This is a genomic window from Micromonospora sp. L5 (assembly GCF_000177655.2).
GTDB classification, from domain to species: domain Bacteria; phylum Actinomycetota; class Actinomycetes; order Mycobacteriales; family Micromonosporaceae; genus Micromonospora; species Micromonospora aurantiaca.
This window is the reverse complement of the sequence record NC_014815.1, coordinates 3996164-4020157: the sequence shown is the minus strand read 5'-3', so window position 1 is coordinate 4020157 and position 23994 is coordinate 3996164. Positions and strand designations below refer to the sequence as shown.

Sequence of the window (23994 nt, the reverse complement as noted above, 5' to 3'; positions counted from 1 at the left end):
CAATGAGATTTCTGCGGCAGACGAGGCTCGGCGTCGCGAACCCAACGGCGGGTCCAGGTGCTCTATAAAGAGCTGCCGTCCAGGCGACGAGGAGGAGGCCCGTGACACAACAGACCTGGGACGAGGTGGGCGGTCTGCTGCCGCACGACGAGTTCCGCGCCGCCAGCGAGGCCATCGTGGCCAACATCGAGCAGGTCATCGAGGGCAAGACCGCCACCGTCCGGCTCGCCCTGGCGGTGCTGCTGGCCGAGGGTCACCTGCTCATCGAGGACGTGCCCGGCGTCGGCAAGACCAAGCTCGCCAAGGCGATGGCCCGGTCCATCGACTGCTCGGTCCGGCGGATCCAGTTCACCCCCGACCTGCTTCCCAGCGACGTCACCGGCGTCAGCGTCTACAACCAGGAGACGCACGACTTCGAGTTCCGCCCCGGCGCGGTCTTCGCCAACCTGGTGGTCGGCGACGAGATCAACCGGGCCTCGCCGAAGACCCAGTCGGCGCTGCTGGAGTGCATGGAGGAGCGGCAGGTCACGGTCGACGGGGTCACCTACCAGTTGCAGACGCCGTTCATGGTGATCGCGACGCAGAACCCGATCGAGATGGAGGGCACCTACCCGCTGCCCGAGGCGCAGCGCGACCGGTTCACCGCCCGCATCGCCATGGGCTACCCGGACCCGCGCGCCGAGCTGGCCATGCTCGACGGGCACGGCGCCACCGACCCGCTGCCGGGGCTGCGGCCGGTCTCCGACGCGGCCACCGTCCGCCGGCTGATCGGCCACGTCCGGCAGGTGCACGTCGCCGACGCCGTCAAGCAGTACGCGATCGACCTGGTCACCGCCACCCGGGAGGCGCCCGACCTGCGCCTCGGCGCGTCCCCCCGGGCCACGCTCCAGTTGCTGCGCACCGCCCGCGCGGTGGCCGCCCTGGAGGGCCGCGACTACGTCCTGCCGGACGACCTCCAGGTCCTCGCGGTGCCGGTGCTGGCGCACCGGATCATCCCGACCGCCGACGCGCAGCTGGCCCGGCGTACCACCGACGCGATCGTCTCCGAGCTGGTGCACCGCCTGCCGCTGCCGCACGACCGGCAGCGGTCGCCGTACGACACCCGCCCCGGCGGCGGCAACAACGGCCGCGGGCCGTACGAGCCGCGGAGGCCGTGACGTGCGCGACGGCCTGCGTGGGCTGACCACCCGCGGCCGCTCCTTCCTGGCGGCCGCGGTGGCCGCCGCGATCTCCGCCGGCATCCTCGGCGAGAAGGACCTGCTCCGGGTGGCGGTCCTGCTCGCCGTGCTGCCGCTGCTGGCCGCCGCGTACGTCGGGCGCAGCCGGTACAAGCTGGCCTGCAACAGGTCGCTGGAGCCGCACCGGGTGCCGGTCGGCGCCAGCTCCCGGGTGGTGCTGCGGCTGCAGAACCTGTCCCGGCTGCCCACCGGCACGCTGCTGCTGGAGGACCGCCTGCCGTACGCGCTGGGCAGCCGGCCCCGGGTCGTGCTGGAGCGGCTCGGCGCGCACCAGGCCAGCTCGGTGGCGTACACGGTCCGCGCGGACGTGCGCGGCCGCTACGAGGTGGGGCCGCTGGTGATCCGGCTGACCGACCCGTTCGGCCTGTGCGAGCTGACCCGGTCGTTCCCCAGCACGGACCACCTCACGGTGATCCCGCAGGTCACCCCGCTGCCGTCGGTCCGGTTGCCCGGTGAGTACGCCGGCAGCGGCGACAGCCGGGCCCGCTCGGTGGCGGTGCACGGCGAGGACGACGCCGCCACCCGGGAGTACCGGATGGGCGACGACCTGCGCCGGGTGCACTGGAAGTCCACCGCCCGCACCGGTGAGCTGATGGTGCGCCGCGAGGAGCAGCCGTGGGAGAGCCGGGCGACGGTGGTGCTGGACACCCGCGCCGCCGGGCACCGGGGCGAGGGCCCGACGGCCAGCTTCGAGTGGGCGGTCTCGGCCGCCGCCAGCATCGCCGTGCACCTGCGCGAGGCCGGCTACAAGCTCCGGCTGGTCACCGGCAACGGCGCCGACGTCGGCGCCGCCGAGGCAGGCGGCGAGGGACTGCTGCTCGACCACCTCGCCGACGTGCACCTGGACCGGCGCGGCGAGATCACCACGCTGGTGCAGCAGGTCCGGCAGCGGGCCGACGGCGGTCTGATCATCGCGCTGATCGGCACGCTCGGCACCGCCGAGGCGGAACTGCTGGCCGGGCTGCGCGGCAACGGGGCCACCTGCGTGGCGTTCCTGCTCGACAGCAACACCTGGCTCAACCTGCCCCCGAACGCCCGGACCGAGGCGGAGCGGGCGCACGGCGCCGCCGCGCTCGCGCTGCTGCAGAGCGGCTGGCGGGTCATCGGGGTGGAGCACGGCACCCGCCTGCCGATGCTGTGGCCGCAGGCCGGGCGGGGCTCGCAGGGCTTCGCGCTGCGGGCGGCCATGGCCGAGACGGTGGCCGGCGGACGACGATGACCGGAGGGATGGTCCTGTGACCCCGCACCGCAACATCGGGTTCGTCGCCGCGGCGGCGACGCTGCTGGCGGCGGCCCCGCTGTCGGCGATCTTCGAACGCTGGACCTGGCTGATCCAGGCCGCCGTCGTGGTCGCCGTGGTGGCCGGCTCGGCCGCGTTGAGCCGGCTGGGCCGGATGCCGCTGTGGGGGCAGGTGCTGGCCATGCTGGCCGGGCTCACCCTGGGCCTGACGTGGGTCTTCCCCGGCGGCACCGAACTGCTCGCGTTCGTACCGACCCCGGCCACGTTCGCCCACTTCGGCGACCTGCTCCAGACGTCGTTGCAGGACATGCGCTCGTACGGCGTGAAGGTGCCGGACGTCGACTCGCTGCTGTTCCTCGCGGTGCTCGGCATCGGCGCGGTCGCTGTGGTGGTGGACGTGCTCGCGGTCGGGTTGCGCCGGCCGGCGCTGGCCGGCCTGCCGATGCTCGCCATCTACTCGGTGCCGGTCGCGGTCTACGTGGACAGCGTCCCGGCCACCCCGTTCGTGGTGGGTGCCGCCGGTTACCTCTGGCTGCTGGTCACCGACAACGTCGACCGGGTACGCCGGTTCGGCCGCCGGTTCACCGGCGAGGGTCGCGACGTGGACGTCTGGGAGGCGTCCCCGCTGGCCGCGGCCGGACGGCGGCTCGCAGTGGTCGGCGTGATCGTGGCGGTGGCGCTGCCGCTCGCAGTGCCCGGGATGACCGGCGGGCTGCTGAACAACGTCGGCGCCGGGCCCGGCGACGGCAGCGGGCGGCCGGGCCAGGGCGGCAGCTCCGGCCGGGTCGACCTGTTCGCGGCGCTCAGCGGCCAGCTCAACCAGAGCGAGGAACTCGATCTGGTCAAGGTCAGCACCAACGAGACGACGCCGTTCTACCTGCGCCTGGGTGTCGTCGACGATCTGCGCCCCAGTGGCTTCCAGGCACGCGTGCCGACCGGGCGGCCGATCACCCGCCCGCTGCCCGACCCCGGGGAACGCGCCCCGCGCGGCGTCGACCAGCAGCGCTACCGCGCCACGGTCGAGGTGACGAAGAACCTGAACATGCCGTTGATGCCGGTCTACGCCGAGCCGGTCAAGACCGACGACCTCAACGGCAACTGGCTGTACGACCCGAACCAGCAGGTCGTCTTCTCCAACCGGGACAACGCCCGCGGCAAGAGCTACTCGTTCGACTACGTACGGTCCACATTCAGCCCGGCGGCGCTGCGCGCGGCCCCGTCGCTGCCCTCGGACAGCCCGGTGATGCGGCAGCAGACCGAGCGGCCGTCCGTCCCGGCCGTCGAGGAACTGGTCGCGCAGCTGGTCAAGGGCAAGTCGAACGACTACGACAAGGTCCGGGCGATCTACGACTACTTCTCCGTGGAGAACGGCTTCACCTACGCGCTGTCCACCCGCAACGGCAGCAGCGGCGAGGACATCACCGACTTCCTCGCCACCAAGGTCGGCTACTGCCAGCAGTACGCCGCGGCGATGGCCTGGCTGGTCCGGGCCGCCGGCATCCCGGCCCGGGTCGCCGTCGGGTTCACCAACGGCAGCAAGGCCGACAGTGGCACGTACGTGCTGACCAACCGCAACCTGCACGCCTGGACCGAGGTCAACTTCAGCGGGATCGGCTGGGTGCCGTTCGACGCCACCCCGGCGGCGGCCGTGACGGGCTCGGTCCGCTCGGCCTGGGCGCCGGACATCGACGCCCCCGAGGAGGTCACCCCCTCGACCGGCAGCACCAGCGCTCCCGACGCGGCCGGCCCGTCGGCCGGGCCGAACGAGGCGGACCGGCTCGACAAGGACACCGACCAGGGCCTGACGCTGAACCAGGGCGGCCCGGCCGAGGAGAGCCCGGTCTGGCCGTGGTGGCTGGCCGGTGCGCTGGCGCTGCTGGCGCTGCTCGCCGTACCGGCCCTGCGCCGCTCCGCCCTGCGCCGCCGCCGGCGCGTCCGGGCGGTCACGCCCGCGGCCACCGCGCTGCCGGTGCCGGGCCAGCGCGGCGAAACACGGCAGGTCGTCGTCGGTGTGGACGCCGAGGCGGCCCGCGCCGACGCGCACGCCGCCTGGGACGAGCTGCTCGACACGCTCGTCGACTTCCACGTCCGGGTGGACCGCACGGAGACCCCACGGGCCACCGCCGAGCGGCTGGCCCGGGAGGCGCTCGCCGAGAGGGGGGACGCCGCAACGGGGGTACGCCTGCTCGGCCGCGCCGAGGAACGAGCCCGTTACGCCCGTGACCCGCTGACCGACACGGAGTTGCAGCCGGCGCTGCGTACGGTCCGGGGCGCGCTGGCGGCGGGCGCGGACCGCCGTACCCGGCTGCTGGCCGCGCTGCTGCCCCCGTCGGTGCTGCAGCGTTGGCGTACCGGCCTGGCCGAGCGGTCGGCGAGGGTGGTCACCACGAGCGGCCAGGTCCGGCAGCGCATGTCGCGCTGGAGCCCGCGCCGCCTCCTGGCCCACCGCCCCGCCCGCTGACCCCCGCCCGCCCCTCCCTCCCCTCCCCGCCCCGCCCCTCCCACCCCCACGGCGTTGATCAAGGAGTTTGTGTCCAAATCCAGCCCTGCTGAAGACACAAACTCCTTGATCACCGCTTCTGGGCCGGATGCGCCCGAGATCTTGGTACGAAACGGCCCCCATAGGGGCGCTTTCCTTCCAAGATCTACGGCGGCTCCCGGGATACGGGAAGCGCATCCCGCCTGCCGAGCGAGCATGGCTGATCAGGCGAGCTGGGCACCCGCCCCGCCTCGGCGATCTTGCAGTTTGTGCCCAGGTGAACGGGACATCCCGGGCACCGCTCTGGCCGAAAGTGCAAGATCGCGGGTGAGGGCGGGTGTGCGCCTGCTGGTGAGCGGCGGGGAGGTGCTCGCCGTGCGCTGAGGCGGGGAGGCTTGGGCACGAGGGGGTGAGCTGCCCCGCCGCGACCCGGGGCGCGGTGCACATGCTGACGTGGCGGGGCGACCCAGGCCCGGTGCACGCGCTCATGTGCGGGGCGACCCGGGCGCGGTGCACACGCTCACGTGCGGGGCGACCCGGGCACCACGTGCTGACGGAGGCGCCGGCGGTGTGCAGAGGAGGCGGACCGCCGGGGGCGCGCCGAGCGGCGGTCCGGACGGTGAATGGCGGGACGGTGGGATCGATCGCGGGCATGGCTGAGCGCGGGCTCTCGCCCGCGTTGCCACGGCGACCGGCAGCAGGTCACCCCGGCGGCGCTTGCCGGCCTGTTACGGAGGCGCCGCCGGTTTCCCGCCCCGGTCAGGGGCGGGACGCGGTCAGCGGTGGCCCTCCGGGCGCTGCCGCCAGCGGTCCTCCATCCGGTCGAGGAAGGAGCCCCGGCGACCACCACCACTGCGGCCACGGGGACGACGCCGGCTCGTTGTGCCGCCGACCACGTGCAGGTCGGGCGACTGGGATCGGCGGTGCGACTGCACCGCGTAGCCCAACGAGCCCAGCATGACGACGAAACCCGCCACGGCCACCGCGGGAATCTTGATCACGGCACCGTAGATCAACAGGGCCAGACCAGCGACGACCACGCCGGCAGCGACGAGCACGCGACGCCGCGCGTGGAAACGCGGGTCGCTGGCGCGCACGGCCGAGGCGAACTTGGGGTCCTCGGCAAGCGACCGCTCGATCTGCTCGAACAGCCGCTGCTCGTGCTCCGAGAGCGGCACGGCACTCCTCCCCGGTCACGTTGGTCGGCCCGGGCGGGCCGACAGACCGTGGCAGCCAACCGGCTGCTTACCCGCAAGTCTACGAGGGCCCCCGCGCGTCGGAAAGCGGGACGACCTACGGCCGGGTCGGTTTTTCGACTTGTCGTGTATCACGACGGCCGAGAAGACTGGCCGGACCTATGACGGACCGCCCGAATCGGGCAGCCGCCGCATCGGCCGCCGCCTCCGCCTCGCGCCAGCCTCGCTCGGGCGCACCCAGGGTGAGCTGCTGCGGGGTCTCCCCTGCGGGGGCGAGACCTTCCATCCGGACCCCGACCAGCCGAACCGGCTCGCCGGGGGCCAGCGCGCCCCACAGCGCCCAGGCCGTGTCGAACATCTCCCGGGCGGTGTCGGTGGGCACGGCGAGCGTGCGGGAGCGGCTGATCGTCCGGAAGTCGGCGAAACGGACCTTGAGCGACACGGTACGGCCCACCTGCCCGGCCGCCCGCAGCCGAGCGCCGGCCTTGTCGGCGAGCGCGAGCAGGGACCGCCGGATCTCGTCCGGGTCGCTCACGTCGGTGTCGAACGTGACCTCCGCGCCGATCGACTTCTCCACCTGCTCGGGCGTGACCCCGCGCGGGTCACGCCCCCAGGCCAGCTCGTGCAGGTGGGCGGCGGACGCCTCGCCCACCGCCCGGCGCAGCAGGCCGGCCGGTGCCTCGGCGAGGTCGCGCACGGTGCGCAGACCGAGGCGGCGCAGCGCGTCCGCGGACCGCTCCCCCACGCCCCACAGCGCGGACACCGGCAGCGGGTGCAGGAACTCCAGCACCCGGGCGGCCGGGACCACGAGCAGGCCGTCGGGCTTGGCCCGGGTGGAGCCGAGCTTCGCCACGAACTTGCTCGGCCCCACGCCCACCGAACAGGTCAGCCGCTGTTCCTCGGCGACCCGGCGGCGGATCAGCGCGGCGATGTCGGCGGGCCGGCCGAACAGCCGTCGGGCGCCCGCCACGTCGAGGAACGCCTCGTCCAGAGACAGCGGCTCGACCAGCGGCGTGACGTCCCGGAAGATCCGCATGACCGCCCGGGACGCCTCGGTGTAGGCGGTGAAGTCGGGCGGGAGGTAGACCGCGCCGGGGCAGAGCGCCCGGGCGCGGGCGGTGGGCATCGCGCTGCGGACGCCGTACCGCCGGGCCTCGTAGCTGGCGGAGCTGACCACGCCGCGCGGGCCGACGCCGCCCACCACCACCGGCCGGCCGCCCAGCTCGGGGCGGCGGCGCACCTCCACGGAGGCGTAGAACGCGTCCATGTCGACGTGCAGGATGGTGCAGCCGGTGTCGTCGGCGTCCGGCCCGAAGCGGGGGTCACCGCCTCGGGGCAACGACTGGCTGCGGCCCATGCCAGCAGGCTAGCCCGCCGGTCCGACAACCCCACCGCCCGCCGACCCCGCACGAGGCGGGGCCGACCCGGACCCGCGGCCACCAGCGCACCAGCACGGACGAACCGGTATCAGCCCCGGACCACCAGCAGCGGGACCGTCATCTCGGCGGCGGTGTCCGCGCCGTGGTACGCCACCAGCCGCGACGCCATCGGCGGTTCGGACCGGGTGGCGACCACCGCGTACGTGTCCCGGCAGACCACCACCACGTCGCCGATCCGGGTCAGGTGTGCCTCGGGCACCGGCCCGAACCAGCCGGTCGCCACCGCCTCGGCCCGGGTCAGCACCTGCGCGGCCGGGCCCAGCACCTCGGTCCAGGCTGCCACCACGTCGGCCTCGGCGCCCGGCTCGACGTGCAGGTAGCGGACCCGGGGCTCACCGGCGACCACCCGTACCCCGGCGCGCAGCCGGGGGTCGGTGTCCAGGTCGATCCGGTGCCCGGCGGGCACGTCGAGCTGGCCGTGGTCGGCGGTGACCAGCAGCGCGGCGTCCGGCGGCAGCCCGTCGACGAGCCGGGCCAGTAGTACGTCCACCTCGGCGGCGGCGGTCCGCCAGGGCGCGGAGTCGACGCCGCTGAGGTGCCCGTGCCGGTCCAGGTCGGGGTGGTAGCCGGAGACGAGTGCGGGCCCGTCCCCGGCGGCCAGCGCCGCCAGCATCCGGGCGGCGAGCGCGTCGACGCCTGCCGCACCCCGGTAGTCGCCGCCCCGGTTGGCGGCGAGCGTGAGGCCGCTGCCAGCGAACTCGGGTCGGCTGACCACCGTCACCGCGACCCCGGCGGCGCGCGCCCGCTGGTACCAGGTGGGCACCGGCTGCCAGCTCGCCGGATCGGGGTCGCCGGTCCAGTCGACGTGGTTGAGCACCCGATCGGTGCCGGGCACCCGGACCGTGAAGCCGAGCACGCCGTGCGCGCCCGACGGGGTGCCGGTGCCGAGGCTGACCAGGCTGGTCGGGGTGGTGGACGGGAAGCCGGTGGTGAGCGGCCGGCCGACGGTGGCGGCGAGGCCGGCGAGCGTCGGGGCGTACGGGGCGGCGGTGGGGATCTGGTACCAGCCGAGGCCGTCGACGAGCAGCACCGCGATCCGGCGTACCCCAGCCAGGCGCGGGGCCAGGCCGAGCCGGTCGGTCGCGCCCGGTACGCCGAGCAGCGCCAGCGCGCTGGGCAGCACGTCGATCAGGCTGCCGCCGTCGTAGCGCGGCGCCACCCGGTCGAGCGGACCGGGCGTCGGACCGGGAGCCGGGCCGGGCATCGGATCGGGCGCCGGGCCGAGCATCGGATCGGGAGCCGGGCCGGTCATGCCGGGCGGCGGGCGAACAGGTGCAACTGGGCGGCGAGATCGCGGTACGGGGACCGGGCGGCGAGGGCACGCTCCAGCTCCACCAGTGCGGCCTGCTGGCCGTCGGCCACCGCGGCCGGGAGCAGGTCGGCGAGCACCCGTACCCCGTGGATCTCCTCCACGACGAGGCCGGCGGCGGTGAGCAGCGCGCTCGCGTCGGCGGCGTCGTAGCGGCGGCGCAGCGTGTCCCGGCCGCCGGTGGTGCCGTGCGGGTCGGCGGCGAGCGCGGCGGCGGCGTCCAGTTGCCCGTTCATCGCCCGGCCGAACACGGCGGCGGCCCGGCCGGCGACCAGCACACTCGCCGCACCATCCGGGCGCAACGCGGTGACCAGCGCGGACATCACCGGTTCCGGGTCGTCGACCACCTCGAGGACGGAGTGGCAGAGCACCAGGTCCACGGTGGCCGGCTCGACCAGGCCGGTGAGCGCGTCGGCGTCGCCCTGCGTCGCGCGTACCCGATCGGCGACCCCGGCCTCGGCGGCCCGGCGGGTCAGCGCGGCGAGCGCGTCGGGGCTGGCGTCGACGACTGTGACCCGGTGACCCGCCTCGGCGAGCGGGACGGCGAAGCCGCCGGTCCCGCCGCCGACGTCGAGCACGGAGAGTCGTTCGCCGGCCCGCCGGTCCAGCTCGGCCCGGAGCACCGACCAGATGACGGCGGTGCGGGGGGTGAGGGTTCGGATCTGCTCCACGCGCCGAGCCTAGTCACCCCCCGGCCCGGGTTCAGGACTCGCCGCCGCCGGCGGGGTCGTCCTCGGCGCGGGAACGCTGGTGGTTGGCCACCGGGCCGTCGGTCACCTGGTATTCCCGCGGCTCGGCCTCGTGGGTGGGCGCCCAGTCGGCGCCGAGGCGGGTCCGTCGGGCGTTCGCCACGCCACCGGCGTTCGTGCGGTGAAAGGTCATCGGTTCATCCCCCATACCCCGGGTGGGCCACTCTGCCCACCCGCGTCGGGAGTCTCCCGCCTCCGGCTCGGAGAAACCGTAATGTGGATCACTCCATCAACGGAAATCCCTGGATGCCGGTGTGACGGGGGGCTCGATCGCGTCCAGCCGGTCCGCGGTGAGGTTCGTGACGCCCTCGTGCCGCTGCAGCCGGCCCCGCACCACAAGTGCTCCGCTGGTGCGGGCGACTCGACGGTATCTCTGCCACAACCCCGGGGAGCAAGTGACATTGAGCATCCCGGTCTCGTCCTCCAGGTTGAGGAACGTGACGCCGCCGGCGGTCGCCGGGCGCTGCCGGTGGGTGACGATCCCGCCGACCCGGATCCGCTGCCCGGGTGGCACCTGGCCGAGGCGGGCGATCGGCACCGCGCCCAGTTCGTCGAGGCGGTCCCGGATGAACCGGGCCGGGTGGCTCTCCGGGGACAGGCCGGTGGCCCAGACGTCGGCGACCAGGCGGTCCACCGCGGCCATGCCGGGCAGGGTGGGCGGGTCCGCGCCGGTCACCGTGCCGGGCAGCCGGCCGGGCCGGTCCTGAGCCGCCGCGCCGGCGGCCCAGAGGGCCTGCCGCCGGGTCAGCCCGAAACAGGCGAACGCGTCGGCGGTGGCCAGCGCCTCCAGCTGCGCGGCGGTGAGACCGACGCGGCGGGCCAGGTCCGGCATGTCCCGGTACGGCCCGTGCGCGGCGCGTTCCGCCTCGATCCGCTCGGCCACGTCCTCGCCGAGGGTACGGACGCTGCCCAGCCCGAGCCGTACCGCCGGGCCGCCCAGTCCCCAGGCGTGCGGCGGCTCGCCCGGCACGCTTCCCCACCGGGTCTCCGGGGTGGACTCCAGCACCGCCTTGGCGCCGCTGGCGTTGATGTCCGGCCGGCGTACCTCGACGCCGTGCCGGCGGGCGTCGTCGGCGAGCGTCTGCGGCGAGTAGAAGCCCATCGGCTGGGCGTTCAGCAGCGCGGCCAGGAACGGGCCGGGGTGGTAGCGCTTGAGCCACGAGCTGGCATACACCAGGTAGGCGAAGCTCATCGCGTGGCTCTCCGGGAAGCCGTAGCTGGCGAATGCGGTGAGCTTGCGGTAGACGTCGTCGGCCAGTTCGCCGGTGATGCCCCGCTCGGCCATCCCGGCGTAGAGCCGGTCGGCGATCTGCGCCATCCGCTCCACCGACCGCTTCGCCCCCATGGCCCGGCGCAGCTGGTCGGCCCCGGCCGCGTCGAACCCGGCCAGGTCGATGGCGAGCTGCATGAGCTGCTCCTGGAACAGCGGTACGCCGAGCGTCTTCTCCAGCGCGTTGCGCATCAGCGGGTGCGCGTACGTGACCGGTTCCTGGCCGTTCTTGCGCCTGATGTACGGGTGCACCGACCCGCCCTGGATCGGGCCGGGCCGGATCAGCGCCACCTCCACCACCAGGTCGTAGAACTCGCGCGGCTTGAGCCGGGGCAGCGTGGCCATCTGGGCGCGGCTCTCCACCTGGAACACGCCCACCGAGTCGGCCCGGCAGAGCATGTCGTAGACCTCGGGGTCGTCCAGCGTCATGTCGCCCAGGTCGAGGCGGGAACCGATCAGGTCGTAGCCGTAGTGCAGCGCCGAGAGCATGCCGAGACCGAGCAGGTCGAACTTGACCAGGCCCACGGCGGCACAGTCGTCCTTGTCCCACTGGAGCACGCTGCGGCCGGGCATCCGGCCCCACTCCACCGGGCACACCTCGATCACCGGCCGGTCGCAGATCACCATGCCGCCGGAGTGGATGCCCAGGTGCCGGGGGAACGTCTGCAGCTCGTTGGCGTACGCGACCACCTGCTCGGGGATGTCCGCCACGTCGACCGCGGCGACCGAACCCCACCTGTCGATCTGCTTGCTCCAGGCGTCCTGCTGGCCGGGTGAGAAGCCGAACGCCTTCGCCACGTCCCGCACCGCCGACCGGGGCCGGTACGAGATGACGTTGGCGACCTGGGCGGTGTGTTCCCGGCCGTAGCGGGCGTAGACGTGCTGGATCACCTCCTCCCGGCGGTCGGACTCGATGTCCACGTCGATGTCGGGCGGGCCGTCGCGTTCCGGGGCGAGGAAGCGTTCGAACAGCAGCCGGTGCCGGACCGCGTCCACGTTGGTGATGCGCAGCGCGTAGCAGACCGCCGAGTTGGCCGCCGATCCCCGGCCCTGGCAGTAGATGTCCTGCGCCCGGCAGAAGGCGACGATGTCGTAGACCACCAGGAAGTAGCCGGGGAAACCGAGGTCTTCGATCATCCGCAGCTCGTGTTCGAGCTGCGCGTACGCCTCCGGGTGCGCCTCGGGCGGGCCGTAGCGCTCGCGGGCGCCGTCCATGGTCAGCCGGCGCAGCCAGCTCATCTCGGTGTGCCCGGGCGGCACCGGGTACGCCGGCAGCCTCGGCGCCACGAGCTGAAGGTCGAAGGCGAGTTCCGCGCCGTACTCGGCGGCCCGCGCCACAGCACCCGGGTACGCGGCGAACCGCGCCGCCATCTCCGCGCCGCTGCGCAGGTGGGCGGTGGCCGCGGCGGGCAGCCAGCCGTCGATCTCGTCGAGGCTGCGCCGGGCCCGGACCGCCGCCACGGTGGTGGCCAGCCGGCGCCGTCCCGGGGTGGCGTAGTGCACGTTGTTCGTGGCGACGGTGGGCAGCCCGGCCGCGGCGGCCAGGTCGGCGAGCGCGTCGTTGCGGTCGGCGTCGACCGGATGGCCGTGGTCGGTCAGCTCCACCGCCACCGTCTCCGCGCCGAACAGCGCGGTGAGCCGGTCCAGTTCCCGGGCCGCCGCGTCGACGCCCTCGGTGAGCAGCGCCGCGGGCACGTGCCCCTTGCGGCAGCCGGTGAGCACCAGCACGTGGTCGCGCAGCTCGGCGGCGAGTTCCTCCAGCTCGCCGTAGACCGGGCGGCCCTTCTCCCCGCCGCGCAGCTGGGCCCGGGAGATGGTGGCGGCCAGGCGCGCGTACCCCTCGTGGCCGTGCGCGAGCACCAGCAGGTGCCGGCCGAGCGGGTCGGGTTCGCCGTTCTGCGGGCCGGGCAGCCCGAGGGACAGCTCCGCGCCGAAGATCGTCGGCAGCCGCAGCGCGCGGGCCGCCTCGGCGAAGCGCACCACGCCGTAGAAGCCGTCGTGGTCGGTGACGGCGAGGGCGGTGAGCCCGAGCCGGGCCGCCTCCTCGGCCAGTTCCTCCGGGTGGCTGGCCCCGTCGAGGAAGCTGAAGTTGGAGTGCGCGTGCAGCTCCGCGTAGGGCACCACGCCGTCCGGGCGGGCCAGTTCCGGCGGCCGGTATTCCTGGCGCTTGCGGCTCCAGGCCGGTGAGTCGCCGCCGTCGGCGTCGACCGCGAGCGGGTCGACCACGTGCAGGTGCCGCTCGCCCCCGGCCCGGCCGGAGAGCACCTGCTCCAGCTTCGACCAGGGCATCTTCGGGTTGTGGAAGCTCACCCCGCGCTCGCCCGGCGCTCAGTCATAGATCGCCTCCACCAGCCACTGCCCGCCCTCGACCGCGAGCAGCAGGGCGGCGCCGTCGGCCAGGCTCACCTGGAACCGGGCCCGGCGGCGCGCCTCGGCCGGCGCCCACCAGCGTTCGTCCACCGGCCACGGGCCGGCCCACCCGGTGATCTCGGCCGGGCGGCCGTCGCCGACTGTGAGCCGGGCCGGCGCCGCGCTGACCGCCAGCCGGGCGCTCACCACGACCGGCTCCCCGGCGGCGTCGCGCACGTCGGCCGGCAACGGGGTGGGCAGCACCACGGCCGGCGCGGGCGGCGGGATCCGGCCCGGCCACGGCGGCTCGGCCACCGCCCGGCCCCGGCCGGCCCGTCGCCCCGCACCACCCCCGGCGGGTACGACGACAGGGGCGGACGCGGCACCCGGAGCGGCCCCGGCGGGCGGCAGGGGTGGCGGGCCGGGACGTGCGGGCGCCCGCTCGTCGCCCCACGGGACCAGGCGCACCTGGTCGGCCGGGGACCGCCCGCCGCCGAGCACGGCGGTGACCACCGCCTCGGGGCCGAGGATGCCCTGCACCCGGCTGAGCGCCCGGTGCGCCCGCTCCCGCTCCTCACCGGTCTCCCCCCACAGCCCGGGTTGCAGGCCCGCCTGGGCGAGCACCCCGTCCGGCACCAGTCGCAACCGGACGATCCCGGCGGTGGGCCGGGCCGGACGCGTCCCGCCCCGGCCGTTGCTGCCGGAGAGCCAGCCGTCGAGCTGCCAGCGGACCCGGTCGGCGATGGCCGCGGCGGTGAGCAGGCCGTCGTGCCGCCAGACCCGGTGCAGCTCCTGGCCGTGGGCGGTGACCGCCTCGATGCCGAGGCGGGTGCAGGCCAGCCCGTACCCGGCCAGCCGTTCGTGCAGCCGCTCGGCGAGCATGCGGGCGGCGAACGCGGCGGCGTCGACCCGGTCGACCGGCTCGTCGTAGTCGGCGGTGACGGTCAGGTCGGCGGGCGGCTGCCGGACCGCCAGCGGGCGGTCGTCCCGGCCACCGGCGAGCCGGTGCGCCAGCGCCCCGTCGAAACCGAACCGGGCCAGCACGTCCCCGGCCGGCAGCGCCGCGAACTCGCCGAGGGTACGGACGCCGAGCCGGCGCAGCAGGTCGGCCAGCGCGGGCCGGCCGAGCGCCTCGACCGGCCGGGCGGCCAGGAACTCGCGGGTGCCGCCGGGGGCCACGATCCGGCCCTCCCGGGCGGCCAGCCCGGCCGCGAACACCCCGTCGGCGATGCCGGCCTGGCTCTCCACCGCGCAACTCTGCGCGACGTGCTCCACGATCCGCTCGGCCGCCGCCTCCTCGCCGCCGAGGTAGCGGCTCGGCCCCCGGGCCGCCGTGGCGCAGGCGCCGGGCCGGATCACCTCGACGCCGGCGACCACCTCCTCCACGGCGGCCACCACCGGCTCGAACGCCCGCACGTCCCGGCCGGGGTCGTGGTCGACCACGGTGAGGTGCGGGCAGCGCCCCTGCGCCTCGCGGCGGCGCAGCCCGCGCCGGATCCCCTCGGCGCGGGCCCGCTCGGAGCAGGCGATCACCCGGTTGGCGTGCAGCACCACGACCGGGTCGGTGGCGGGCACCCCGTCGACGATCTCGGCGGCGAGGACCGGCCAGTCCGGGCACCAGAGCAGCAGCGTCCGCTGCGGTTCGCCGCTCATGCCGGACCGGCCGCGGCGAGCGTACGGGCGGGTGGGGCGACCACGCGCAGCCGGCGCGACGGCGCGGCGGACGGGGCGCCGAGCCCGGCCGAGCGGGGGATCGCCCGGGTCAGCTCGTCGCCGGGCAGCCACACCTTGATCTCCTTGGGACGGGCGGCGGCGCCCCGGCCCCGGGCCGAGACGGTCACCTCGCGGCGGCGCAGCCGCCCGCGACCGGCGCCGAGCCCCTGCCAGACGCCCCGGACCACCTGGAGTGTGACGTCCGCGCCGTCCCACCGCCCGTACGGGACGAGCACGCTTCCGCGCTGCCGGGCGCGGGCGGCCAGCCGGGTGGCGACCGAGGCGGAGACGGTGGCCGGCACGGCGGTGACCACCACGTCGACCCCGTCGATGAGCGCGGCGACCACCGTGGGCCACTCCGGGCCGGGGTCGGGCACCAGGGCCAGCCGGTCCAGGGCGATGCCCGCCTCGGCTGCGGCGCCCGCCCCGAATGTGGGTACGCCGACCACCGCGCACCACGAGCCGGCCCGGGACGCCTCGGCGAGCAGCGCGAGGATCAGCGAGGTGGCGCCGCTGCGCCGGGGCTGGCCGGCGCCGACCGCCACGGTGCTGCCACGCCGCAGACCGCGGTTGGGCAGCAGCCCGGTCAGCTCGGCTCGGACGGGCAGCACCCGGTGACCGCCGGCCGGGTCGGGCGCGCTCGCCGGACGGACCAGATCGGCCAGGGCGGCGGAACCGACCACCATGCGGCCCGCCATCGGACCAACCCCCCGTCGTGTTTCGCCACGGGCCTCGCCCGTGGATGGTGCTGTGGATCGTGTCGTGCGCGGCACGCGTGTGCCGTGGGTGCGGCGCCCGGCCACCCGGGGTCCCGCCGGTGGTGGCCGGGCGCCACGAATCAGGCGGCGGCTGCTCCGGGGCGGGGCGGTGAGTCGGAGGCGCCGAGCCGCAGCGGGCGGGGCAGGCCGTCGAGTGCCGGCTGGTGGGCCAGGCCGAGGGCGGTCTCCACCACCGTCACGAACTCCTCGGCGGCGCGCAGCAGGTCGTCGGCCTCGCGGGCGGTGACCACGCGGGGGATGCCGGCCTCGGCGGCGGCTCGCTTGCTCGCGCCGGCGGCGAAGTAGGCGGCCCACTCGTCCAGTTCGGGGGCGACGGTGGCGAGCAGCACCCAGACGCTGGTGATCCGGTGCCGGCGGGTGGGCGCGGGACGGGCCCGGGCGGCGAGCACGGCGGCGGCGGCGCGCAGCGCCGCCAGGTGGGCGGCGGCGTACCGGAGTCCGTCGGGGCGGGTGCGGGCGGCCTCTGCCAGCCCGTCGCGGGCCACCGCGAGCAACTGGGCGGGGGTGCGGTGCGGCAGCACGTGCGCGGGCACCGTGGGCGCCTGGGCCGGACTGGTCGGCATGGGTCTCTCCTCCGCGTGTGGCCGGGGCGGGCGGTCGCGCGACGGGGAACGTCGCCCGGTCGCCCGGAGCGGTCGGTGCGGAGGAAGACGCACCTTTCAGGTGGCGGCCGGCCGGATGTGGACGCTTCCCCACACCCACACCCGGCCGGCGTGCCGGCGGGTCCGTCGCCCGCCGCCCGGGGGTCGTGGGCGGCGGGCGACGACCTGCCTGACGGGCCCGGACTCGCGACTGTCCGAGACCCGGTGCGGCCCGCGGTGCCGCACCTCCCGGAAGCCGGTGCCGCGAAACACCGCTTCCGGAGCGTTCGACGAGTGCGCGACCGGCTCGGATCAGGCCGGGCCAGCCGGGGAGCTGAGCCGCTTGCCGTTCGGGTCGAACCGAACGTCGAGCCGAACCTGACTTCGAGCCGAACCTGACTTCGAGCCGGAATCGAACACTCGTTCTAACTACCCTGACAGTACACCTCCCCACCGACGAAAACGCAACGTGTGACGCGCCGGGGACGCACGGGAGGGCGACGGCCCCCGGCGGGGCCGTCCCGGGGTGGGGGAAGAATGGGTACATGCAGCCACACCCGAACGTGCAGGCGGTGCAGCGCGCGCTCGACGACGCGGGCGCGCGGAACGGATCGGGCGAGGCCAGCCTCGTCCGACTGCTGCCCGACGCGGTGCACACCGCCGCCGCGGCGGCCGAGGCGCTCGGTGTCGCCGTCGGTGCCATCGCCAACTCGCTGATCTTCGACGCGGACGACGCGCCGCTGCTGGTGCTCACCTCCGGCGCGCACCGGGTGGACACCGCCGGGCTGGCCGCCACGCTGGGCGTGACCCACCTGCGCCGGGCCACCCCGGAGTTCGTCAAGCAGCACACCGGGCAGGTGATCGGCGGCGTCGCACCGGTCGGCCACCCCGCTCCGCTGCGCACCGTCGTGGACACCGCACTGGCCGGGTACGACGAGGTGTGGGCCGCAGGCGGCGTACCCCGGGCGGTGTTCCCCACCACGTACGCGGAACTGCTGCGGATCACCGCCGGCACCCCGGCCGAGGTGGCGTGAACCCCGGACTCGTCACGCTGCACGTGTGGCGTGTGCCCCGCCGGGCCGTACCCGGTGTGCTGGGCCGGATGGCCACCCACCCGGCACGGCTGCGCCGGCTGCCGGGCGTCCGCTTCGCCAAACTGCTCGGCACCGGGACCGGCACCGGCTTCGGCCCCGGCGACGCCGACCTGACCCGGTGGGCCGCACTCGTGGTCTGGGACTCCCCCGCCGACGCGGCCGGCTTCGACGCCTCCCCGGTCGCCCGCTCCTGGGCCCGGATCGCCCGCGCCGCGGTACGGGTGGACCTGCGCCCGCTGACCAGCCGCGGCCGGTGGTCCGGCCGCGAGCCGTTCGGCACGCCGTCCGGCGGACGGGTCACCGGGCCGGTGCTGGCGCTGACCCGGGCCCGGCTGCGGGCCCGCCGCGCGGCCACGTTCTGGCGGGCGATCCCGCCGGTCGCCGGCGCCCTGCACGCCGCGCCCGGCCTGCTCGCCCGGTTCGGCGTCGGCGAGGCACCGCTGGGCTGGCAGGGCACTGTGAGCGTGTGGCGCGACCCGGCGGACCTGGTCGCGTTCGCGTACCGTTCCCCGGAGCACCGCGCCGCGATCACCCGTACCCCCACCGAGGGCTGGTACGCGGAGGAACTGTTCGCGCGGTTCGCGGTGGGCGACGTGGTCGGCGACCGTACGGTGCTGGGCTGGGCCGCCGAGGGCGCCCCGGAGACGGCGAGAGGGCACGCATGAGGCTGGTGCGGTGGACACCGGACGACCTGGTCCGGCGGCTGGACGACGTGGTGGCCGTCTACGGCGAGGCGATGGGCTACCGGCCCGACCTGCTGGAGGCCCGCCGCGGCTACATCGCCACCCACGTCCGCCGGCCCGGCTTCCGCGCCGTCGCCAGCCTGACCAACGAGGGACACCTGGCCGGTTTCGGGTACGGCTACCGGGGCGCCACCGGGCAGTGGTGGCACGACCAGGTGCACCGGGCGCTGAACGCGCAGGCCCGGCAGCGCTGGCTGGCCCACCCGTTCGAGGTGGTGGAGCTGCACGTCCGCCCGCCCGCGCAGGGGCACGGCCTGGGCGCCCGCCAGTTGCGCGCGCTGCTCGCCGTGGCCGAGGGCGACACCACGCTGCTGTCCACGCCGGAGGCCGACGAGGAGAAGTCCCGGGCCTGGCGGCTGTACCGCCGGTTCGGCTTCGTCGACGTCCTGCGCCACTTCCACTTCCCCGGCGACGAGCGGCCGTTCGGCGTGCTCGGCCGGGACCTGCCGCTGCCCCCGCCGGGCGCCCCGTGAGCGCGAGGAGTGAGCCGGGTTTGCGAGCCCCGCAGTCGCGAACGAAAGGCGGCACAGTGAAAGCCGCCCGGCTGCCCTGGGCGCTGCTGGCCGTGCTGGTGCTCGCCCAGATCTGCTACCCGCTCACCGGCGGCGCGACCCGGGCCGGGCTCACGGTGGCCACCGTGGTGCTCGGCTGGCTGCTCTCGGTCGGCCACGCGCTGCTCACCCGCGGCGTCCGTACCGCCGTCGCGCTGGTCGCGGTCGTCACCGGCGGCGGGTTCGCGGTCGAGGCGATCGGCGTGGCCACCGGGTTCCCGTTCGGCAGCTACGACTACTCCGGGGAGCTGGGCCCGAAGCTGGCCGGGGTGCCGCTGATCATCCCGCTCGCCTGGACCTGGATGGCCTGGCCGGCCTGGCTCACCGCGGTCCGGCTGGTCCGTTCCCGCATCGCGCGGATCGCGCTCTCGGCGGTCGGACTGGCCGCCTGGGACCTGTTCCTCGACCCGCAGATGGTGGCCGAGGGCTACTGGACCTGGCTCGACGCCACCCCGGCGCTGCCCGGGCTACCCGGCATCCCGGTCAGCAACTACCTCGGCTGGCTGGGCTTCGCGGTGCTGCTCGCAGTCGCGCTGCGCCCGCTCGCCGGGCCGTCGGCGGACCGGGTCGACGGCCGGGACGCCCCGATGTTCGCGCTCTACCTCTGGACGTACGCCTCCAGCGTGCTGGCGCACGCGGTGTTCCTGCGGCTGCCCGCGTCGGCCCTGTGGGGCGCGGCCGGGATGGCGGTGGCGGCGGTGCCGCTGGCGGTGACGCTGTGGCGGGCCCGTCAGGACCGGACCGGCACGCCGGAGCCGGCGCCGCGCGTCGACGCCCCGGCATGATCGCCGCCCTCGCGCTGGCCGTGGCGGTCGCCGCGCTCACCGGGCACACGCTCGTCAACGCGCTCGCCTGGCTGCGCCGCCCGGCCACCGGCCCGGCCGAGGTGGACGAGCCGGTGGCGGTGCTGCTGCCGCTGCGCGACGAGGCCGAACGGGTCACCCCGTGCCTGCGCGCGCTGCTGGCCCAGCGCGGCGTACCGGACCTGCGGATCGTGGTGCTCGACGACGGATCGACCGACGGCACCGCCGACGTGGTCCGCGCGGTGGCCGGTGACGATCCCCGGGTCACGCTGCTCACCGGCGTCGCCCCGCCGCCGGGCTGGCTGGGCAAGCCGCACGCCTGCTGGCAGCTCGCCACCCGTACCGGCCCGGAACCGGCAGTGCTGGCCTTCGTCGACGCCGACGTGGTGCTCACCCCGTACGCGGTGGCGGCGGCCGTGACCGAGTTGCGCGCGGCTGACGCGGCGCTGCTGTCGCCGTACCCCCGGATCGTGGTGCGGACGGTGGGCGACCGGCTGGTGCAGCCGCTGTTGCAGTGGTTGTGGCTCACGTTCCTGCCGCTGCGCGCGATGGAGCGCTCGCGGCGGCCCTCCCTCGCGGCGGCGGGCGGGCAGTTCCTGGTCGTGGACCGGGCCGGCTACCTGCGGGCCGGCGGGCACGCGGCGGTGACCGACAAGGTGCTGGAGGACATCGAGCTGGCCCGGGCGGTGAAGCGGGCCGGCGGGCGGATCGCGCTGGCTGACGGATCCCGGCTGGCGTCCTGCCGGATGTACGACACCTGGCCGCAGCTGCGCGACGGCTACACCAAGTCGCTGTGGGCGACGTTCGGGCACCCCACGGCGGCGGCGGCCGTGCTGGCGCTGCTGGTCGCGCTCTACGTCGCGCCGCCGCTGCTGGCCGCCGGGGCGCTGCTCGCCGGCACGCCGGCGGTGGCCGCCGTGGCGTTCCTGGCCTACCTGGCCGGCGTCGCCGGGCGGGTGGTCAGCGCCCGCGCCACCGGCGGGCGGGCGTGGCCCGACGCGCTGGGCCACCCCGTGTCGGTCGTGGTCCTCGGTTGGCTGACCGTCCGGTCGTACCATCTGCGGAAGCGACGCCGGCTCACCTGGCGGGGTCGCCCGGTCACCTAGGAGGGGCACGCCATGGCGCGCATCGTGGTCATCGGCGCCGGGGTGGGCGGGCTCGCCACCGCCGCCCGGCTCGCGGTCACCGGGCACGAGGTCACCGTCCTCGAACGGGCCGGCACGGTCGGGGGCAAGCTCGGCCGGTACGCCCACCACACCCCGGAGGGGGTGTGGCACTTCGACACCGGGCCGAGCCTGTTCACCCTGCCGCAGGTCTTCCACGACCTGTTCGAGGCGACCGGGGCGAAGCTCGACGAATACCTCGACCTGGTCCCGCTGGACCCGATCGTGCGGCACGTCTTCCCCGGCGGCGGGCAGGCGCTCGACTCCTGCGCCGACCCGGACGAGTTCGCCGCCCGGATCGGCGCCGCGTTCGGGGACCGGTCCGCCGCCGACTGGCGCGGGCTGTGGCGGCGCGCCGACCGGGTGTGGGCGGCCTCGCACCGGGACATCCTGCGCCGTACCGTCGACTCGCCCCGCGACCTGGCGGCGCTGGCCTGGCGGCTGGGCGACCTGGCCGCCATCGGCCCCGGCCGCAGCCTGCGCGGGCTGGGCCGCCGGCACCTGTCCGACCCGCGGATGCGGATGCTGCTGGACCGGTACGCCACGTACACCGGCGCCGACCCGCGCCGCGCCCCGGCCGCGCTCGTCGCCGTCCCCTACGCCGAGCTGGCGTACGGCGGCTGGTACCTGCGCGGCGGGCTGGGCACGCTCGCCGACGCGCTGCTGTCGCGCTGCCTGGACCTGGGCGTGGTGGTGCGCACCGACGCCACCGTCACCCGGATCGACGCCGCGGGCGGGCGGGTGCACGGGGTACGCGTGGCCGGGGCGGCCGCACCGATCCCGGCCGACGTGGTGGTGGCAAACGTGGACGCGCTCACCGTCTACCGGGACCTGCTGCCCGACCCGCGTCGCCTGGCCGCGCTCACCGACCGCAGCCTGGCCGGGTTCGTGCTGCTGCTGGGCGTACGCGGCGACTCCGGGCTGGCCCACCACACCGTCTTCTTCCCCCGCGACTACGACGCCGAGTTCGACGCCGTGTTCGGTGACCCGGGTCGCGGGGTGCGGGCCCGCCCGGCGCCCGACCCGACCGTGTTCGTCACCGCCGCCGACGACCCGGCGGTCCGCCCGGACGGCCACGAGGCGTGGTTCGTGCTGGTCAACGCGCCCCGGCACGGCACCGCCGCGAGCGCCGTGAACTGGCGGCGGCCCGGCCTGGCCGAGGCGTACGCGGACCGGATCCTCGACGTGCTGGCCGAACGCGGTGCCGACGTGCGGGACCGGCTGGTGTTCCGAGAGATCCGCACCCCGGCCGACCTGGACGCGGCCACCGGCGCGCCGGGCGGGGCGATCTACGGCACCGCGGGCGGGCTGCTGCGCCCGGCCAACCGGGGTCCGGCGGCCGGGCTCTGGCTGGTCGGCGGCTCCAGCCACCCGGGCGGCGGGCTGCCCATGGTCACGTTGTCCGCGGAGATCGTCGCCGAGGCGGTCGGCCCGGCCTGGTGAGGGTGTAAGGAGGGGGCCCTTCTTAACGCCTCCGGTAGAGGAAGGGCCCCTTCTTAACACGGGCTGACCGCCGCGCCCGCTCCCCGGCTACGCGGGCGCGGGCGTGGCGGTCAGCCGGCGTCGACCAGGGCGCGGCGGACGGCGGAGAGCAACTGCCCCAGGCCGAACCCGGCGAGCAGCACCCAGACCGTGGTGGCCATGGTGATGGTGCCGGCGGTCAGGTCGGCGTCGATCAGCCCGGTGAGCCCGGCGACCAGCAGCCCGACCAGCGCGACGCAGACCCGGGTCGGCCGCTCCCCCACAGTCACCGCGCCGATCTCCCGCATCCCGGCCGAGACCGCGCGCGCCCGCACGTACTCGTGCAGCCAGGACAGCCCACCGGCCGCCGCGACCAGCGCGCCCGGCGCGCCGAGCAGCCAGAACGCGACCAGCCAGGCCACCTCGCCGAGCCGGTCGGCGACCGAGTCGTACACGTAGCCCAGCCGGGTGGTGCGGCCGGTCGCCACCGCCACCGCGCCGTCGACGCTGTCGGCCACGGCCGCCAGCAGCACGAACAACGCGCCCAGGAACGGCCCGTTGCCGGGCCGCTCCACGAACAGGGGTACGCAGAAGCAGAGCAGCACCCCGAACACGGTCACCGGGGTCGGGCCGACGCGCAGCCGGCCCAGCACGTAGCCCACGTGGTAGGCGAAGCGCAGCCAGGCGCGTACCACCGGCGCGGCGGTACGCGGATCGAAGCCGCCGTGCAGCCGCGCCCACGCGGTCGCGTACTGGTCCCAGTTCAGCTGTGTGCCCACCACGGATCAACCGTAGAAGCACGGCGCGGGTGTCGTGTGGCGGGTGGTCACACCCGTGCGGCGGCGCGCAGCCGCTGCCACACCTCCCGGGTCGCAGTGGACCGGTTGAGCGTGATGAAGTGGATCCCCGGCACGCCCTCGTCGAGCAGCTTCTCGCACATCTCGCTCGCCTGCTCGACGCCGAGGCGGCGGACCGCCTCCGGGTCGTCGGCCACCTGCTCGAACCGCTCGGCCAGCGCCGGCGGGAACGGCGCGCCGGACAGCTGCACCGAGCGTTCGATGGTGCCGATCTGGGTCACCGGCATCACCCCGGCCAGGATCGGCGTGTCGCAGCCGGCGGCTGCGACACGGTCGCGCAGACGCAGGTAGTCGTCGGCGTCGAAGAACATCTGGGTGATCGCGAACTCCGCGCCGGCCCGGCACTTGCGGACGAAGTGCGCGGTGTCGCTGTCCACGTCCGGCGAGCGCGGGTGCTTGTACGGGAACGCGGCCACGCCGACGCTGAAGTCGCCGCTGTCGCGGACCAGCCGGACCAGGCCCTCGGCGTACCGGACGCCCTCGGGGTGGGCGATCCACTCGCCGCCCGGGTCGCCCGGCGGGTCACCCCGCACGGCCAGCACGTTGCGCACCCCGACCGAGGCCAGCCGGCCGATCACGTGCCGCAGCTCGGCCACCGAGTGGTTCACCGCGGTCAGGTGCGCCATCGGCAGCAGCGTCGTCTCGGTGGCGATCCGCTCGGTCACCGCGACAGTGGTGTCGCGGGTCGAGCCGCCCGCGCCGTAGGTGATCGACACGAACGAGGGCCGCAGCGACTCCAGCTCGCGGATGGCCTGCCAGAGCAGTTTCTCCCCGGCCGGGGTCTTCGGCGGGAAGAACTCGAAGGAGAACGTGGGGCGGCCGTCACGGATCAGCTCCCCGATGGCCGGCTGGGGATTGGGAAGGACCGAGGGAAGACCGAGCGCCACAGACCGACTGTAACCGGGACGGCACGCCGCATCGGGAATCTTCCCAGCCCGCGAACACCTGTCCCGGCGCGACGTCGTACCCCGGGGGTAGAA

General features: G+C 75.6%; 20 protein-coding genes. 9 read left to right on the top strand and 11 right to left on the bottom strand.

Annotated features, from left to right (window positions below; all coding sequences use genetic code 11):
• Window positions 1–101: 101 nt before the first annotated feature.
• From ML5_RS19015 to ML5_RS19005, 3 genes are read left to right on the top strand one after another with little or no spacing between them, the layout of a single operon-like run.
• A complete protein-coding gene (locus tag ML5_RS19015; protein ID WP_013287615.1) occupies window positions 102–1157 on the top strand; it encodes a MoxR family ATPase in 1056 nt (351 codons plus the stop codon).
• 1 nt (window position 1158) lies between these two features.
• On the top strand, window positions 1159–2457 hold the full coding sequence (locus tag ML5_RS19010; protein WP_013475776.1) for a DUF58 domain-containing protein: 1299 nt from the start codon (window positions 1159–1161) through the stop codon (window positions 2455–2457).
• A gap of 16 nt (window positions 2458–2473) precedes the next feature.
• Window positions 2474–4939: a DUF3488 and transglutaminase-like domain-containing protein gene (locus ML5_RS19005; protein WP_013475775.1), complete on the top strand. Its 2466-nt coding sequence runs from the start codon at window positions 2474–2476 to the stop codon at window positions 4937–4939.
• A gap of 794 nt (window positions 4940–5733) precedes the next feature.
• On the opposite strand, the gene ML5_RS19000 is transcribed toward ML5_RS19005, so the two are convergent.
• The 9 genes from ML5_RS19000 to ML5_RS18960 all read right to left on the bottom strand — a co-directional run bounded on the left by ML5_RS19000 (window position 5734) and on the right by ML5_RS18960 (window position 16324).
• Window positions 5734–6135 (bottom strand): DUF3040 domain-containing protein, encoded by a 402-nt coding sequence (locus tag ML5_RS19000; protein ID WP_013287618.1) that lies wholly within the window; start codon window positions 6133–6135, stop codon window positions 5734–5736.
• Window positions 6136–6250: 115 nt separating this feature from the next.
• Window positions 6251–7510, bottom strand: a complete 1260-nt coding sequence (locus ML5_RS18995) for a DNA polymerase IV (RefSeq protein ID WP_013475774.1) — start codon at window positions 7508–7510, stop codon at window positions 6251–6253.
• Window positions 7511–7620: 110 nt separating this feature from the next.
• Window positions 7621–8796: an alkaline phosphatase family protein gene (locus ML5_RS18990; RefSeq protein WP_236619448.1), complete on the bottom strand. Its 1176-nt coding sequence runs from the start codon at window positions 8794–8796 to the stop codon at window positions 7621–7623.
• Window positions 8797–8840: 44 nt separating this feature from the next.
• Window positions 8841–9572, bottom strand: coding sequence for a methyltransferase domain-containing protein (locus ML5_RS18985; protein ID WP_013475772.1), 732 nt, complete (start codon window positions 9570–9572; stop codon window positions 8841–8843).
• A gap of 31 nt (window positions 9573–9603) precedes the next feature.
• Entirely contained in the window at window positions 9604–9783 is a 180-nt protein-coding gene (locus ML5_RS18980; RefSeq protein ID WP_013287622.1) for a hypothetical protein, read from the bottom strand.
• A 96-nt stretch (window positions 9784–9879) separates the two neighbouring features.
• A complete protein-coding gene (locus ML5_RS18975) occupies window positions 9880–13230 on the bottom strand; it encodes an error-prone DNA polymerase (RefSeq protein WP_013475771.1) in 3351 nt (1116 codons plus the stop codon).
• 18 nt (window positions 13231–13248) lie between these two features.
• Window positions 13249–14922 carry a DNA polymerase Y family protein gene (locus tag ML5_RS18970; protein WP_013475770.1) on the bottom strand — a complete coding sequence of 558 codons (1674 nt, stop codon included), beginning with the start codon at window positions 14920–14922 and terminating at the stop codon, window positions 13249–13251.
• Entirely contained in the window at window positions 14919–15680 is a 762-nt protein-coding gene (locus ML5_RS18965) for a hypothetical protein (RefSeq protein ID WP_013475769.1), read from the bottom strand. The genes ML5_RS18970 and ML5_RS18965 overlap by 4 nt, the downstream gene beginning before the upstream one ends.
• 140 nt (window positions 15681–15820) lie before the next feature.
• The gene (locus ML5_RS18960) at window positions 15821–16324 is read right to left on the bottom strand and encodes an SAV_6107 family HEPN domain-containing protein (RefSeq protein ID WP_013475768.1); all 504 of its coding nucleotides are present in this window, start codon (window positions 16322–16324) and stop codon (window positions 15821–15823) included.
• A 563-nt stretch (window positions 16325–16887) separates the two neighbouring features.
• Between ML5_RS18960 and ML5_RS18955 the strand changes: the two genes are divergently transcribed.
• Genes ML5_RS18955 through ML5_RS18930 form a run of 6 tightly spaced genes read left to right on the top strand, consistent with a single transcriptional unit; the run spans window position 16888 to window position 22139 of the window.
• Window positions 16888–17376, top strand: coding sequence for a YbaK/EbsC family protein (locus tag ML5_RS18955; RefSeq protein ID WP_013287627.1), 489 nt, complete (start codon window positions 16888–16890; stop codon window positions 17374–17376).
• The gene (locus ML5_RS18950; RefSeq protein WP_013287628.1) at window positions 17373–18101 is read left to right on the top strand and encodes a monooxygenase; all 729 of its coding nucleotides are present in this window, start codon (window positions 17373–17375) and stop codon (window positions 18099–18101) included. Before ML5_RS18955 ends, ML5_RS18950 begins: the two co-directional genes overlap by 4 nt.
• Window positions 18098–18652 carry a GNAT family N-acetyltransferase gene (locus tag ML5_RS18945; protein WP_013475767.1) on the top strand — a complete coding sequence of 185 codons (555 nt, stop codon included), beginning with the start codon at window positions 18098–18100 and terminating at the stop codon, window positions 18650–18652. The genes ML5_RS18950 and ML5_RS18945 overlap by 4 nt, the downstream gene beginning before the upstream one ends.
• Before the next feature lie 56 nt (window positions 18653–18708).
• Entirely contained in the window at window positions 18709–19515 is an 807-nt protein-coding gene (locus ML5_RS18940) for a carotenoid biosynthesis protein (protein ID WP_013287630.1), read from the top strand.
• Window positions 19512–20639 carry a glycosyltransferase family 2 protein gene (locus ML5_RS18935; protein ID WP_013475766.1) on the top strand — a complete coding sequence of 376 codons (1128 nt, stop codon included), beginning with the start codon at window positions 19512–19514 and terminating at the stop codon, window positions 20637–20639. Before ML5_RS18940 ends, ML5_RS18935 begins: the two co-directional genes overlap by 4 nt.
• Before the next feature lie 12 nt (window positions 20640–20651).
• Window positions 20652–22139, top strand: a complete 1488-nt coding sequence (locus tag ML5_RS18930; protein WP_013475765.1) for an NAD(P)/FAD-dependent oxidoreductase — start codon at window positions 20652–20654, stop codon at window positions 22137–22139.
• 110 nt (window positions 22140–22249) lie between these two features.
• On the opposite strand, the gene ML5_RS18925 is transcribed toward ML5_RS18930, so the two are convergent.
• The gene (locus ML5_RS18925) at window positions 22250–22939 is read right to left on the bottom strand and encodes a CDP-alcohol phosphatidyltransferase family protein (RefSeq protein ID WP_013287633.1); all 690 of its coding nucleotides are present in this window, start codon (window positions 22937–22939) and stop codon (window positions 22250–22252) included.
• Between the two features lie 44 nt (window positions 22940–22983).
• Window positions 22984–23901, bottom strand: a complete 918-nt coding sequence (gene metF, locus ML5_RS18920) for a methylenetetrahydrofolate reductase [NAD(P)H] (RefSeq protein WP_013287634.1) — start codon at window positions 23899–23901, stop codon at window positions 22984–22986.
• Window positions 23902–23994: the final 93 nt, after the last annotated feature.